Here is a 14,656-nt window from a genome sequence, read left to right on the forward strand (position 1 = left end):
CGGGTCGAACTCGCGCCCGCCCACGCAGTGGGACGTGTCCCCGGACGAGGCCGAGCCCGCCGCCCCGCCGGTCCCGCCCCCACCCGAGGTACCACCGCCCGCCGCGGCCGGGCCTCCGGCGCCCCCCGTGGCCCCGAGTCCGCCCCCGCCGCCGCCGGCCGAGACGCTGCCGCCCGCCAGGCCCGACGTGCCTCCGGCCCCGGTCGAGGCCCCCACTCCGGCGGCGCTGCCCGCCGATCCGCCGGAGCCCACCGAGAAGCCGCCGGTACCCCCGTTCCCGCTCGCGCTCACCGACCCGGACGGGGCGGTGGAGGGCACCACGGCGATGATCAGGGCCTGGATGGCGACCACGGCCGCCAGCGGCAGGTAGCGCCGGGCCAGTGTCGAGCGGTTCATCGGCAGTCTTCCCCCAGTCCCGATGAGGCGTGCCCGGGGTCGGTCCCCGGAGACGGGCCGGCGCGCTCCAGCCCGTGACGCCGGTCACGTCCCACCTCGGCCCAGACTTCTGCGACCCCGGCCCGTTCTCCTGCCCCGGAGGCGCGCCCTCGAAGGCTCTAACCGACGGGGCGGATACCGGCGGGGGCGGCCACGGCCAGGCCGGCCACCAGCAGGGCGCCGGCCCGGCGGGTGTGCATGAACGCCACCGCCGCGAACCACAGCGGCCACACCGGGAACCCCTCCGGCGGCGCCTCGGGGCGGGGCCGGGAGAACGGGGCCCACACCTTGGCCAGGGCGGGCAGGGCGGCCAGGCTGGCCAGGGCGGGCCAGGGCAGGGCCCGGACCGCCACGCACGCCACGACCAGCACGTAGAACGCCACCATCAGGCCCTGGGTGGTGCGCCGCCCGGACCGCTCCCCCAGGAGGACGGGGAGGGTCGTGGTGCCGGCCGGGGCGTCCCACGGGATCTTGTCGATGTGCTTGCCCATAAGCACGGCCGTGCAGAGCAGGCCGTAGGGGACCGACGCCAGGATCACGTGCCAGCCCACCCGGCCCAGGGCGGCGTAGTAGGTGCCCCCGACCATCAGCGGCCCCCACACCACGAGCACGTCGGGCTCACCGAGCGCCCGCTTCTTGAGGCGCAGCGGCGGGGCCGTGTAGGCGGCGGAGAGGAAGAAGCCGGCCAGCCCGAACACGAGGATCGGCCAGCCCCGGGCCACGGTCAGCACGACCAGGATGGCCAGGTCGACGACGTTGACGAGCAGCGACGCCCCCGCCAGGCCCTTCCTCGTGATCAGTCCCGACAGGAGGGGATGGGGGGCGTACAGGGCCCGCGGGTAGCTGGCCGTGTCGGCGCCGACCTCGGCGTCGAACAGGTCGTTCATCAGGTTGTTGGCGGCGTGGGCCAGCAGGATCCCGGCCAGGGCCAGCAGGTACCAGCCCCAGCTGAACCCGGGCTGGCGCACGGCCAGCAGGCCCCCCACCAGCCCGGCGGTGAGGGTCATCGGCAGCACCGCCGCCCGGGTCAGCACGAGCCACTTCGACACCGGGTCGAGGGCCCCGGCCGGGGGGTTGGTCGTGCGCATGACCTCGGCCCACCGCGAGAGGAGGCCCTGGTCGGCGGGCGTCCTGGTGGCGGCGCCGGAGGCCTCTCCCGGCTCCAGCGTCCCGGTCATCGGATCCCCTCCCACAGGGCCCGCTCGGCACCCATCGGGTCGTCCTCGAGGTGGGCGTCGGGCTCGAGCACCATCGTCGAGCGGGTACCGGGCCCGTAGGCGGGCCAGGGGCCGAGGGGCCCGCCGGCCGGGTCCCCGTCCCGGGCGAAGCCGCACCACGTGGCGCTCATCGCCTTGGCCAGGGGGGCGGGGGCGTCCGGGCCCACGAAGGCGTCGGCGCCCGGCTTGTCGAGGTTGTCGAACACGAACGGGATCTCCAGGGCGTGGCAGGAGCCGAGCCGCCCGTCGAACACCGGCGTGGCCCACGTGAACAGGTACATCCACGCCTGCCCCCCGGCCGCCGTGTGGGCCTCGGCCAGCCGGACGGCGGGGATGCGGAAGGTCGAGTCGGTCGTGATGGCCGAGAGGATCCGGCCCGGGCTGGCCCCCGCCCGGGTCCGGCGGTACTCCGCCACGGCGGCGCCGGCGTCGCGGCCGGCGAACACCCCGGCCACGATCTCCACCAGCTTCCCCTCGTCGAGGCCGCTCATCTTCGGGTCGGCGGCGGCAAACAGGTTCCACTCGTCCAGGTTGGTCCCCACCAGCACGGGCACGTCCCGGGCCGATCCCGCCGCCACCCCGTCCACGGGGACCTCCGGCAACAGGACCCCGTCCACCACCGGCTGGAACGCCAGGCCCCGGCTCACGTACGACTGGCCGATCACGCCCTGGGCGGCCAGGACCGCATCGACGGGCATGTCCCGCAGCCGGGCAGCCTCGGCCCCGTCGAGCCCGGCGGCCGCCAGGTAATCGGCGGTGACCCGGCCGGCCACCTCGCGGGAGTGGGCGTTGTGGCCGGCCCCGCTCTGCAGGACGGCGCGGTGGAACAGCCCCCGGGCGGCGGGCAGGGCCAGGAGCGTCCCCACGCTCATGCCCCCCGCCGACTCCCCGAACACGGTGACGTTGCCCGGGTCGCCGCCGAAGGCGGCGGCGTTCTCCCGGACCCAGCGCAGGGCCGCGACCTGGTCGAGGACCCCGGCCAGCCCCGAGCCCTCGAACGCCTCCCCGGCGGCGTCGGCGAGGTGGAGGAAGCCGAGGGCGCCGAGCCGGTAGTTGAGCGTGACCACCACCACGTCGTGGTCCCGGGCCAGGCGGCTGCCGTCGTACCAGGGCACCGATCCCGACCCGTTGAGGAACGCCCCGCCGTGCACCCACACCATCACCGGCCGGGCGGCGCCGTCCGCGGCCGGCGTCCAGACGTTCACCGTCAGGCAGCCGGCCTCGTCCCACACCAGCTCGCGCCGGCCGAGGAGGGCCTCGAGGGGAGAGGGCAGCTGGGGCGCGACCGGCCCGGCCACGAGGGCGTCGCGCACCCCCGCCCACGGCTCGGCCGGGTCGGGCGCCCGGAAGCGCCGGGCCCCGATCGGCGGGGCGGCGTAGGGGATGCCGAGGAACGCCGACACGCCCTCTCCCGCCCGCCCCCGCACCTTGCCCTGCGCCGTCTCCACGACCGGTTCGACCATGGCGGCGAAGCTACAAGGCCCCGAACACCGCCGACAGTTCGGCCGGCACCGCCGTGTCCAGCTGGGCGTAGGTGCACGACGGCGGCTCACGGTCCGGGCGCCAGCGCTTGAAGGTGGCGGCGTGCCGGAAGCGGTCCCCCTGCATGTGGTCGTAGGCGACCTCGCACACCAGGTCGGGGCGCAGGGCCTCCCACGACAGGTCGCGCTTGGCGTTCCAGCGGCTGTGGCCCCCGGGCATGCGCCCGCTCACCTCCGCGCCGGCCCAGGCGGCCCACGGGTGGCCGTCGAGGCTCTCGGCGCGGTACGGGGCCAGCTCGTCGACCAGCTCCTTGCGCCGGGCGGTCGTGAAGGACGCGGTGACCCCGACATGGTGCAGCGTGCCCTGGTCGTCGAACAGGCCCAGCAGCAGGGATCCGACCATGCCCCCGTGCTTGTGCCAGCGGAACCCGGCCACGACACAGTCGGCGGTGCGCTCGTGCTTGACCTTCACCATGACCCGCTCATCCTCCCGGTACGGGAGGTCCCCGCGCTTGACCACCACCCCGTCGAGCCCGGCGCCCTCGAAGCGGCGGAACCAGTCGCCGGCCACGGCCGGGTCGGTCGTGGCCGGGGTGACGTGCACGGGCGGGGCCGCCGGTCCCAGGGCGCCGACGAGGAGCTCGCGCCGCTCCGAGAACGGGCGGCTGCGCATGTCTTCGTCGTCGAGGGCCAGGAGGTCGAACGCCACGAACGACGCCGGCGTGGAGGCCGCCAGCATGCGCACACGCGAGTCGGCGGGATGGATGCGTTGCAGCAGGGCGTCGAAGTCGAGGCCGCGGGACCCGACGATGACGATCTCCCCGTCCATGACGCAACGGTCCGGCAGCTGCTCCTGCAGGGCCGCCACCAGCTCGGGGAAGTAGCGGGTGAGCGGTCGCTCATTCCGGCTGCCCAGCTCGACCTCATCCCCGTCGCGGAACACGATGCAACGGAACCCGTCCCACTTGGGCTCGTACAGCAGCCCGTCGGCCACGGGCAGCTCCCGCGCCAGCTTGGCGAGCATCGGCGCCACCGGCGGCAGCACCGGCAGCCTCACGGCGCCCTCAACCCTCCCGGTCCGGGTCGCACGGCGCCAGCCCCCGGTCGTCCAGGGCCAGCGTGACGGGGCCGCCCTCGGGCCCCCGGAAGTGCTTCCGCCAGTAGGACTCACCGGCCGGCTCCAACCCCTCGGATGCGGCCGACGCCGCCAGCTCCCCGAAGCAGGCGTCGGCCTCCTCGAAGGTGTGGAACCAGCGGTCGACCGGCTCCCCGCCGACACGGGTGACCGAGTAGTGGTGGGTCAACGACACCCGGGTTTGTTAGCACGCCGGCAAGCGGTGGCAGCGGGACTCCCGCTGTCCGTGCGGACCCGTGGACGCGACGAAGCCCCGAGTAGCCCGGCTTGCGCCGGGGCTCCTCGGGGCCCGTCCCGTGGCGCCTTGCGGCGCCCCGCACCGGTTCTCCGCCGTCCGGCCCGTCGGGGAGCTGCCTGGGGCATCTCCTCTGGACCGTTCCGGTCGGCTTCCTTCCGGCGAGTTCCAGGGTGCGCTCCCCCGCCGCTGCCGTCAATAGACGAAGGCGAAATCCGGAGGTTGTCCCCCGGGTGCAAGTGGAAATCCCCATCCGCGACCGTGACGATCCACAGCTCGTCCACATCCCTCCCCGCGGCGCCGGAGGTCCGCTCGTCAGAATGGCCGGGTGCGCCGCGCCGGCTGGGTGATGCTGCTGCTGCCGGTGTGGGTGGTGGCGGCGGCGGTGCTGCCCAACGGGGTGCCCGTGGGCGTGGTGCTTCAGGGCCTGGTCCTCGGGGCCCTCACCTCGTTCACGGCCATGGGCCTGGTGCTCGTGTACCGGACCAGCCGGATCATCAACTTCGCCCAGGCCGAGATCGGCGGCCTGGCGGCGGTGGTGGCGGTGGTCATGGTGACCGGCTGGCACCTGCCCTACTTCGCCGCTCTCCCGGTGGGCCTGCTCGTCGCCGTCGGCACCGGATGGGCGGTCGACGCCGTGGTCGTGCGCCGGTTCTTCACCGCTCCCCGCCTGATCCTCACCGTGGCCACGGTCGGGCTCCTGCAGCTGCTGGGGGCGGGGGAGCTGACCCTGCCCCGGGCCTTCGCCCACCTGAAACCACTCAGCACCTTCACCACGCCCTTCCGCCTCCACCTGCGTATCTCCCCGTTCGTGTTCAACGGGGACGACCTGGTTGCGGTGACGGTTGCCGCCGTCGTGCTGACCGGCCTGGTGTGGTTCTTCCGCGCCAGCGACACCGGCATCGCCGTGCGGGCGGCGGCCGACTCCAACGAGCGGGCCCTCCTGCTCGGCATCCCGGTGCGCCGCCTGTCGCGCGTCACCTGGATGCTGGCCGCCGGTCTCTCGGGGGTGGGCGCCATGTTGACGGCGCCGATCGTCGGGCCCGACCTCGGCGGGGTGAGCGGTCCCGAGGCCCTGCTGCCGCCCTTGGCGGCGGCGGTGATCGGGCGGTTCGAGAGCCTGCCCGCCGCCGTGGCGGCGTCGCTCGGCATCGAGGTGCTCCGCCAGGTCGTGTTCTGGAGCTACCCGCGCTCCTCGACCGTCGACCTGGCCCTGTTCGTGATCATCCTCGCCGCCCAGCTGTTGCAGCGGCGCCGGACCGGACGCGGGGAGGACCCCGGCCTCGGTGGCTACGTGGCGGCCCGGGAGGTGCGGCCGGTGCCCGCCGCGCTGTCCCGGCTGCGCGAGGTCCGCCTGGCCCGCCGCGCCGGGGGGCTGGCGCTGGCGGCGGTGGTGCTGTTGGTGCCCGTGGGGATGTCGGACTCGAAGGTCACGCTCTCTTCGTACATCGCCATCTTCGGGATCTTCGCCGTCTCACTGGTGGTCCTCACCGGGTGGAGCGGCCAGATCAGCCTGGGTCAGTTCGGATTCGCGGGCGTGGGCGCCGGGGCCACCGCCGGCCTGATGGTCGGGGCCGGCGCCGACATGTTCCTGGCCGTCCTGGTGGCGGCGCTCGTGGGCGCCATCCTGGCCGTGGTCATCGGCATCCCGGCGGTGCGCATCCCGGGCCAGCAGCTGGCGGTCACGACCCTGGCCTTCGGCGTGCCGCTCAACACCTTCTTCCTCAACTCCTCGTACTTCCCGGCGCTGGCCCCCGCCGAGGTGCGGCGCCCGGCCCTGCTCGGCCGGATCGACCTCAACGACTTCCTGACCTTCTATTACTTCTGCCTGGGAGCGCTGGTCCTGGCCGTGCTGGTGGCGTGGAACTACAGGCGGACCCGCGCCGGGCGGGCCGTTCTCGCCGTTCGCGACAACGAGCGCGCCGCCGCCGCCTACGGGGTGGAACCGGCGCGGGCCAAGCTGGCCGCCTTTGCCCTGTCGGGGGCCATGGCGGCGGTGGCCGGCGCCCTGTACATGATCGGCCTGGGTGGCGTTCCGTTCTCCGGCTTCGCCCCCCTCGGCAGCCTGACCGTGTTCACCATGGTCGTGATCGGCGGGGTGGCGTCGCTGCCCGGGGCCCTGCTGGGCGCGGTGTACGTCGAGAGCGTGCAGTACTTCCTCCACGGCGGCCTCCAGCTGCTGGCCACCGGGGGCGGGCTGCTGCTGCTCCTGATGGTCGTCCCCGGCGGCCTCGGGGAGATGGTGTACTCGGCGCGCGACCGGCTCCTCCGCCTGGTGGCCCACCGGCGGGGCCTCAGCGTGCCGAGCCTGGCCGAGCGCCCCGACTTCGAGACCCCGCCCCGCCCCGCTGCCGGCGCCGGCGGCCGGCCCGACCCCGGCCACCCGGTCGGCACCGCCGCCCCGGTCGAGCCGGCCGAGCCCGTCGACACCGTCGATACCGTCGACACCCTCGGAGACGCCCTGGTCGCGTGCGAGGCGGTCGACGCCGGCTACGGACCGGTCCAGGTCCTGTTCGACGTGGGGCTGGCGGTGCGCCCCGGTGAGATCGTGGCCCTGCTCGGCACCAACGGCGCCGGCAAGTCGACCGTGCTCCGGGTGATGGCGGGGCTGTTGCGTCCCACCGCCGGGCGGATCGTGTTCGAGGGCCGGGACATCACCGATCTGGACCCGATAGCGCGGGTGGAGGCGGGGCTGGTCACCGTGCCGGGCGGCCGGGGCGTGTTCGGCTCGCTGACCGTGGCCGAGAACCTGCGCATGGCCGGGTGGCTGGCCCGGCGCGATCCCGAATTCCTGGACGCGGCCCGGCAGCGGATCTTCGAGCTGTTCCCGGTGCTGGCCGAGCGGCTCGACACCGGGGCGGCGGCGCTGTCGGGCGGGGAGCAGCAGATGCTCACCCTGGCCCAGGCCCTCTTGTGCCGCCCCCGCCTGCTGGTGATCGACGAGCTCTCCCTCGGACTGGCCCCGGCGGTCGTCGCGGTGCTGCTCGACGTGGTGCGCGACATCAACGCCGGCGGCACGACGGTGGTCGTGGTCGAGCAGTCGGTGAACGTGGCGGCGGCGCTGGCGGGCCGGGCGGTGTTCATGGAGAAGGGCCAGGTCCGCTTCACCGGTCCCATCGCCGAGCTGGTCGAGCGCCCCGACCTGCTGCGGTCGGTCTTCCTGCGCGCCCCCGCCGTGGCCCGCCGCCGCAGCCGGGCGCGAGCAGGCGCGGCGCCGGTGGGCGTAAACGGCGTGGGGGCCCGTCCCGCCCCGCCCCCTCTCCGGGTCGAGGAGGTCAGCCGGCGCTTCGGCGGGATCACGGCCGTCGACGAGGTCAGCTTCCAGGTGGCCGACGGCGAGGTCCTCGGGATCATCGGGTCCAACGGGGCGGGCAAGACGACCCTCTTCGACCTCGTGTCGGGCTTCCTGGCCCCCGACCACGGCCGGGTGGCGCTGAGCGGCGCCGACGTGACCCGGGCCGGCGCCGCCGAGCGGGCCGAGCAGGGGCTGGGGCGGTCGTTCCAGGACGCCCGGCTGTTCCCCTCGATGACGGTGACCGAGGCCCTCGCCACCGCCCTCGAGCGTCACGTCGAGGTCCGCGACCCGCTGGCCTGCATCCTCCACGTCGGCGCCGTGGTGGAGTCCGAACGGGCGGTGGCCGGCCGGGTCGACGAGCTCATCGAGACCATGGGCCTCACCCGCTACCGCGACGCCTTCGTAGCCGAGCTGTCCACCGGAACCCGGCGGATCGTCGAGCTGGCCTGCGCCCTGGCCCACGGCCCCCGGGTCCTCCTGCTCGACGAGCCCTCGTCGGGCATCGCCCAACGCGAGAGCGAGGCCCTGGCCCAGGTGCTCCTCGACCTCAAGGAGCGCACCGGGGCCGCCCTCGTCGTGATCGAGCACGACATCCCGCTGGTCTCGACGATCTCCGACCGCCTGGTCTGCCTGCACCTGGGCCGGATCGTGGCCGAGGGCCCGCCCCGGGCCGTGCTCGAGGACCCGGCCGTGGTGGCGTCCTACCTGGGCAGCGACGAGGTGGCCGTGGCCCGCTCCGGCCGCCGGCCGCCCCGCTCCCGGACAGGCGGGGTCCGGGCCGGGACGCCAGCCCGTCCCCCCCGGGCCTGATCGTTAGAAAACGGGCAGATCGCCCGAATGGGCCTACAGCTTCGTCGGCCGAATGCCGATATCACATGCATGTCATTCGACCGGACGCTCGTGCGGTCGGCGGCGTGGCTGTTCACCCTGGGCGGCGTGGTGACCCTCATCGGCAGCCGGCTGCCCAGTCACGGTGTCCGCAACGTGAACACCCTGGACGCCACCGGCCTGGTGTCGGTCCTGGTGGGACTGGCCGTCTGGCTGGCGCCCTGGGAGCGCTGGCACCCCCGGGCCAGCCTCGGCCTCGTCGGCCTGGCGCTCGGGCTCACCTCGTTCGGGGACACCTACGGCGCCAGCTCCCCCTACACCTACGCCGTTTTCTTCGTGGTGGTCTTCGCCTGGGTGGGGCTGTGCCACCCCCGCCGGACGCCCCTCCTCCTGGCGCCCGCCGCCGTGCCCTTCTATCTGCTGCCGTTCCTGGTCAACGGGGGCGGCGCCGCCGGCGGTGTCTCGTCGGTGGCGGTCATCATCCCGGTCAGCGTGCTGATCGGGGAGACGGTGGCGTGGGCCATGGCCCAGGTCGGCCGGGCCCGGTCCGACGCCGAGCACCACGCCCATCTGCTCCGGGCCCTGGTCCGGGGCACCACCACGATCACCGCCCTCGACGGGAACGAGGTGCTGTCCGGCGTCGTCGACTCCGCCATGGGCCTCGGAGTGGAGTCCGCCTGGCTGGCCCTGTTCGACGAGTCCTCGACCACCTGGACGATGACCCACGCCCGCGGGCTGGCGGCGGCCCTGGCCGGCCACGCCTACCCGAACGGCTGGGGCCTGACCGGCCTGGTCCGCTCCCGGCGGGCGCCCGTGCTCGTCACCGACTGCTCGCGCCACGACGCGGACTACCCCGAGCTGGCGGGAGCGGGTGCCGGGTCGGTCGCGGCCTGTCCGGTCTGGGTCCACGGCCGCCTGGCCGCGGTCCTGGGCGCGGCGAGCGTGCGTCGCTCGATCATGGCCGAGGACGCCGAGGCCCTGGGCCTGCTGGCCACCCATGCCGGGCGCACCCTGGAGAACGCCGAGCTGTACGGCGAGGAGCGCAAGGCCCGCCAGCAGCTGGCCGAGGTGTCGGTCCGTGACGAGCTGACCGGCGTGGGGAACCGGCGCCATGCGGTGGCGCTGCTGTCCGCCCTCGAGCCCGGCGATGCCCTGGTCATGATCGACCTCGACCACTTCAAGAGCGTCAACGACACCGACGGCCACGGCGCCGGCGACGCCGTGCTCCAGGCCCTGGCCGAGCACCTCGGCCGGGGCGTCCGCGACGCCGACCTGGTGGCCCGCTACGGCGGCGAGGAGTTCCTCGTCGTGCTCCACGGCGCCGGCGGCGAGGGCTTCGTAACCGCCGAGCGCCTGCGCGCCACGTGGCGGGACACCGACCCCCGCACGACCTTCAGCGCCGGGGTTGCCATCCACCACGCCGGACAGCCGGGCGCCGCCACGCTGGCCCAGGCCGACGCCGCCCTCTACGCCGCCAAGCGGACCGGACGCAACCGGGTGTGCGAGAACCTGGTCGAGCTGGCCGTCTGATCAGACGGCGTTCCGGTCAACCACGTCCGGTCGACCCCGCACCGCTGTTCAGAACGTGACCGGCGCCCACGTGTGGCCGCCGTCGCGCGTCATCAGCAGACGGTTCGGGGGCAGGCCGGCGGTACCCGGCTGCAGACCCTCCACGACCACCCCCTGGCTCGCGTCGGTGAAGCCAAGATCGCGCCACGGGGCCCCGCCGCCGGCCGTGTCCTGGTAGACGGTCGACCAGCTGCGCCCGGCGTCGAAGGTCCCGTAGAGGAACGAGGCGCCCGACGCCGCCGCCACCACCACGACCGACGGTGAGGCCATGGCGGCGCCGAGGGTGTCCCCCGCCATCGGACCCGACGAGACCGGGTGCCACGTCGAGCCGGCGTCGGATGACGAGTAGAGCTGCTTCGGCTGCTGGCCCGCCGCCCCGCCGCCGGCACAGATCGTGGCCATGTCCGTGGCGGTGACGGCGGCAAGGGTGAGGCTCGGCTGGCCGCAGGGCAGCGGGTGCCGGCTCCACCCTCCGGTGCCCCGGGCCAGGAAGACGGCCTGGGCCCCCGAGGTCTGGACGTCCACCCATGCGCCCGATCCGGAGACGACGACCTTGCCCGCCTCCGCCGCCGGCACGCTGGCTCCGGTGACCGCCGTCCACGCGTCGGCTCCCGCCGCGGTCTGGTACAGCTGGGCGGCGGCCGTACCGGCCGACTGCTGGGTGCCGGGGATGTCGAGGGCGTAGACCTCCCCGCCGCCCGCCTCCAACGACACGACCGAGGCGGGCAGGCCCTGCGCCCCCGGCAGGTGCACCTGCTTCCAGTGGGCGCCGCCGTCATGGGTCGACCACAGCTCGGACCCGAACGCCCAGCCGTCCAGCGGGTCGGCGAAGCGCAGCTCTGCTACTCCCGGGCTGCCCTCCTCCCCCGGACCGAGCGGAGCGACCGGCGCCGGTATCCCCGCCCACGTCCGGCCCCCGTCGGTCGTGCGCAGGACCGAGGTGCACACCGGATGCGAGCAAGGCCCCGAACCAAGCACCCAGCCCCGCTGGGCGGACACGAAGGTCACCGACTCGGGCTGGAAGCCCGCCGGCACCGGCCCCCCGGCCGGTCCGCCGAGCGTCGTCGACGTCGACGAGCTCGAGGTCGTGGTGGGGCTCGACGTTGACGTCGTCGAGGAGCTGGTCGACGTCGTCGACCGCACCCGCGCCGCCGGGTGGCCGGAGGAGCAGGCGGCCAGGATCAGCGCGGTGAGAGCCAGCGGGAAGACGCGCAGACGGGGCACAGGCGGACTCTAAGCCCACCCGTGCCCCGTCACGTGCTGCTGACGTCAGGCACTCACGTCAGACCCCGACGGGCTCCGTGTTGCGCAGGGGGAGCCCCGACTCCGCCGGCCGGCGCCGCACCGCACCCGGCATGGCCCGCCCGCTGCGCATGACGCGGGGAAGGCTCCAGGCCATGGCCACGCCCGACAGCAGGCACAGGGCTATCCCCACGCCGGCGCCGTAGCCCGCCACCGCGGCCAGGTTCATCAGCGGACCACCGGCGACGTGCCCGTAGCCGGGCGCCGACGTGCCGTAGAACACCGGGTACACCGCCGCGCCCAGGACGAACCAGCCGCCCGCCCCGAACGAGAGCAGGGCGCCGAGCCGCTGCAGACCTCCGACCAGGAGCCGCGATCCGAACATGACCATGAGACCGCCGACCACGGCGGCTGCGCCCGGCGCCAGGCTCAGGATCGTGTGCGCCGTCGTCCACTGCCAGGAACGCGCCCCGGCCGAGCTCAACCCGATGTCGGGGCCGAAGTAGGCGACGGCCCCGCCCCACGCTCCGATCAGCATCATCAACAGACCGGCGAACGCCGCCCGTCCGACGGGGCCAGCCACGGTCTCCTTCTCGGCGCCAGCCGCCGGGACCGGCATCTGGCCCGTCGCCGGCTCTGCTGACATCGGCTCTCTTTCGTAGCCTTCCATGGTTCAGCACCTCCCCGGGTGGTCAACCACCTCGGTTGAGATATCCCCTTCTAACCGTCGGGTCACTCTCCGGCCGGTGGTGGTGCCGGCTCCCCGGGATCGCGCTCGTGGCCGGTCGTGAAGCCCCGGCGCAGCTCACCGGACTCCGCCGCCACCGCCGCCAGGCGCTCCTGGGCGGCCTTCGGGAGGTAGCTGCCGCCCCCGTACAGGCTCTGGTACCGGGGCACGAGATCGGGCCGCGTCTGCGCCAGCCAGCCCATGAAGTGCTCCCGGACCCCGGGCCGCAGGTGGAGGCCGATGGTCGAGACCGACCCGGCGCCGGCCTCCCGGCAGGCCCGGACCACCTCGCCCACCTGGGCCCGGCCGTCGGACATCCCGGGGATGACCGGCGCCACCAGCACACCGGTCTCCACACCGGCCTCGCTCAGCCTGCGCACCGCGTTCACCCGCTGGCGCGGATGGGGCGTGCCCGGCTCGGTGGCGCGCCAGACGTCCTCGTCGAGCGTTCCGATCGACAGGCTGACCCGCACGGTCGTGCGCCTCGACGCCTCGGCCAGCAGATCCAGATCACGCAGCACGAGCGTCGACTTGGTGAGGATCGAGAAGGGGTTGCGGGCATCGCTCAACGCCTCGACGATCCCCCGCGTCAGGTGGTACTTGCCCTCACACGGCTGGTACGGGTCGGTGTTGGTTCCCATGGCGATGGGCTCACCGCTCCACCTGGCGGCGGCCAGCTCGGCGCGCACCCGCTCGACGGCGTTGATCTTGACGACGATCTTCGACTCGAAGTCCGAGCCGATATTCAGGCCGAGGTACTCGTGGGTCGGACGGGCGAAGCAGTTGTGGCTCACCACCCCGTTGGCGATGAAGTCTCCAGTTCCGGTGGTGATGTCGTACATCGACACCTTGACCGCAAGAGGTTCCACCGCCTTGATCGCCAGGGCCGGGGCCGTGCCGACCTGGGCGCCATCCAGATCATCCTGTGAGCCACCGAACAGCTCCGGACCCATCAGACTGTTGTTCGAAGAGAGCACCGGCCCCGCGGCAGGATGTCCGACGGCAACGTGGGCCCAGCCGCGCGGTGTCAGAAAGCGGTGGTCTCCACTCGCGATCAGCTCCGTGCCATCTGCCAGCAAGACGCGCCATGCATCTCGGAGCGTCCGCCAGTGGTCGACCACGGGTGTCCGCACCAATCGCCGAAGATTGCCGACGCAGATCGTTCCGAACACGACGTCTCCGGTTCGGAGATCCGCGATCCGCCGCCGTGTCCCGTCTCCCATGAGGACCGCGGTCTCCTCCCACACGCAGTAGCTACAAGCATGGGAGCATCCCCGGTAGGCGTTGATCGTGTACCGGAAGGGCATGCGCGACGACGCCGGCACCTCGTTGATGATCCGGCGGGCGTTGACGTGCAGGAACTCGATGCCCTTGAACTCGCCCGTTCCGAAGTGGCGGTCCAGGAGCTCGTCGGCGTCGAACAGGCTGCCCTGGCCGGCGTCGTCCCCCGCCAGGCGCCACCGGAGGCCCTCTGCCATCCGGTGATTTTATCGAACTGGTGTTCGATCCGCTACTTGACGACGAGGGCGTTGGGGGGTGAGGCGACCCCGGCCCGGAGGTTCAGCGGAGCGGACGTGAACAGCCCCTCGTAGACCCCGTCGGCGGCGCAGTCCTCGGCCAGGGCGTCGAGGTCCCACATCTCCCCGATGGGAAGGCCGAGGAGCGGGAGCAGGCTGAAGTGGCAGAACAGCTCGGCCCGCTTGTCCGGGTCGGCCAGGGACTCCTGGAGCTGCTCGGGGGTGGCGAGGGCCCCGGGAGGCCACACCTCCAGCGCCGGGTTGTCCCCCGCCACCGCCGCCACGTGGAGGTCCCAGAGGAACCGGGCCGTGGCGATGCCCGGCCGCAGGCCCGGGGTGGCGAAACTCTCCGCCATCGCCCGCCGGCGGTCGGCGTCGAGCCCCCGGTACCAGCTGATCCAGCCGGTGCGGATGAGCAGCACGTCCCCGGTGCGGATGTCCACCCCCTGGGCCCGGGCGGCTCCCGCCACGTCGTCCGGCTCGATGGGGTGGGGGGAGTCCATGGAGATCGGACGGCCCTGGCCCTCGAGGAACCGGGCCACATCGACCAGCACGGCCCGCCCCACCAGCCCGCGCGCGGCCCAGTGGTGGATCCCGTGGTCCTCGTCGGCCACCCCGGCGTAGAAGCCGTACTCCGGGCTGCGGATGTGGCGGAAGCCGTCCCACTGGCTGGAGCTCTGGGTGTTCCAGCCGGACAGCTCGTCGTCGTGGCCGACCTCGTTGGCCAGCCAGTGGACCTGGTGCTGGAAGGCGGGGCGCCCGAACAGGGGCGGGTCGGGGAGGCCCATGTCCCAGTTCAGGGCGAAGGTGGCCCCCTTCCGCACCAGCCCCGCCGCCCCCACCGCCCGCTCCGGGGTGAGCAGGTTGAGGCAGCCGAACACGTCCCGGTCCCCCCAGACCCCCCAGGACGACCCGCGGGGCGCCCCGTCGCGCACCGGCAGCTCGTCGTAGGACGGCAGTCGCTCCTCCCCCACG

General features: G+C 74.0%; 11 protein-coding genes. 2 read left to right on the forward strand and 9 right to left on the reverse strand.

The window, feature by feature from the left end:
• The 5 genes from VFW24_06700 to VFW24_06720 form a co-directional block, all read right to left on the reverse strand.
• Positions 1–396, reverse strand: a 396-nt coding sequence (locus tag VFW24_06700; protein ID HEX5266443.1) for a hypothetical protein, incomplete at its 3' end; no start/stop codon positions are given.
• Between the two features lie 158 nt (positions 397–554).
• Positions 555–1,613 (reverse strand): prenyltransferase, encoded by a 1,059-nt coding sequence (locus tag VFW24_06705; GenBank protein ID HEX5266444.1) that lies wholly within the window; start codon positions 1,611–1,613, stop codon positions 555–557.
• Entirely contained in the window at positions 1,610–3,115 is a 1,506-nt protein-coding gene (locus VFW24_06710; GenBank protein ID HEX5266445.1) for a carboxylesterase/lipase family protein, read from the reverse strand. The genes VFW24_06705 and VFW24_06710 overlap by 4 nt, the downstream gene beginning before the upstream one ends.
• 10 nt (positions 3,116–3,125) lie before the next feature.
• Complete coding sequence (locus VFW24_06715; GenBank protein ID HEX5266446.1) at positions 3,126–4,190, reverse strand: ATP-dependent DNA ligase; 1,065 nt, start codon at positions 4,188–4,190, stop codon at positions 3,126–3,128.
• Positions 4,191–4,197: 7 nt separating this feature from the next.
• Complete coding sequence (locus VFW24_06720) at positions 4,198–4,443, reverse strand: hypothetical protein (GenBank protein HEX5266447.1); 246 nt, start codon at positions 4,441–4,443, stop codon at positions 4,198–4,200.
• Between the two features lie 388 nt (positions 4,444–4,831).
• Between VFW24_06720 and VFW24_06725 the strand changes: the two genes are divergently transcribed.
• Positions 4,832–8,608, forward strand: coding sequence for an ATP-binding cassette domain-containing protein (locus VFW24_06725; GenBank protein HEX5266448.1), 3,777 nt, complete (start codon positions 4,832–4,834; stop codon positions 8,606–8,608).
• A gap of 69 nt (positions 8,609–8,677) precedes the next feature.
• A complete protein-coding gene (locus VFW24_06730; GenBank protein HEX5266449.1) occupies positions 8,678–10,156 on the forward strand; it encodes a diguanylate cyclase in 1,479 nt (492 codons plus the stop codon).
• Positions 10,157–10,204: 48 nt separating this feature from the next.
• On the opposite strand, the gene VFW24_06735 is transcribed toward VFW24_06730, so the two are convergent.
• From VFW24_06735 to VFW24_06750, 4 genes are all read right to left on the reverse strand, one after another.
• Entirely contained in the window at positions 10,205–11,419 is a 1,215-nt protein-coding gene (locus tag VFW24_06735) for a hypothetical protein (GenBank protein HEX5266450.1), read from the reverse strand.
• A gap of 58 nt (positions 11,420–11,477) precedes the next feature.
• Positions 11,478–12,020, reverse strand: a complete 543-nt coding sequence (locus VFW24_06740) for a hypothetical protein (protein ID HEX5266451.1) — start codon at positions 12,018–12,020, stop codon at positions 11,478–11,480.
• A gap of 149 nt (positions 12,021–12,169) precedes the next feature.
• On the reverse strand, positions 12,170–13,642 hold the full coding sequence (locus VFW24_06745) for a radical SAM protein (GenBank protein ID HEX5266452.1): 1,473 nt from the start codon (positions 13,640–13,642) through the stop codon (positions 12,170–12,172).
• Between the two features lie 32 nt (positions 13,643–13,674).
• On the reverse strand, positions 13,675–14,656 hold a 982-nt coding region (locus VFW24_06750; protein HEX5266453.1), incomplete at its 5' end, for a cyclase family protein.

This window comes from Acidimicrobiales bacterium, assembly GCA_036273495.1.
GTDB lineage: Bacteria > Actinomycetota > Acidimicrobiia > Acidimicrobiales > JAJPHE01 > DASSEU01.

Excerpts from the sequence above, each read along its gene's own strand:
- VFW24_06710 (HEX5266445.1), bottom strand. The coding sequence starts at position 3,115 with ATGGTCGAACCGGTCGTGGAGACGGCGCAGGGCAAGGTGCGGGGGCGG.
- VFW24_06745 (HEX5266452.1), bottom strand. The coding sequence starts at position 13,642 with ATGGCAGAGGGCCTCCGGTGGCGCCTGGCGGGGGACGACGCCGGCCAG.
- VFW24_06730 (HEX5266449.1), top strand. The coding sequence starts at position 8,678 with ATGTCATTCGACCGGACGCTCGTGCGGTCGGCGGCGTGGCTGTTCACC.
- VFW24_06705 (HEX5266444.1), bottom strand. The coding sequence starts at position 1,613 with ATGACCGGGACGCTGGAGCCGGGAGAGGCCTCCGGCGCCGCCACCAGG.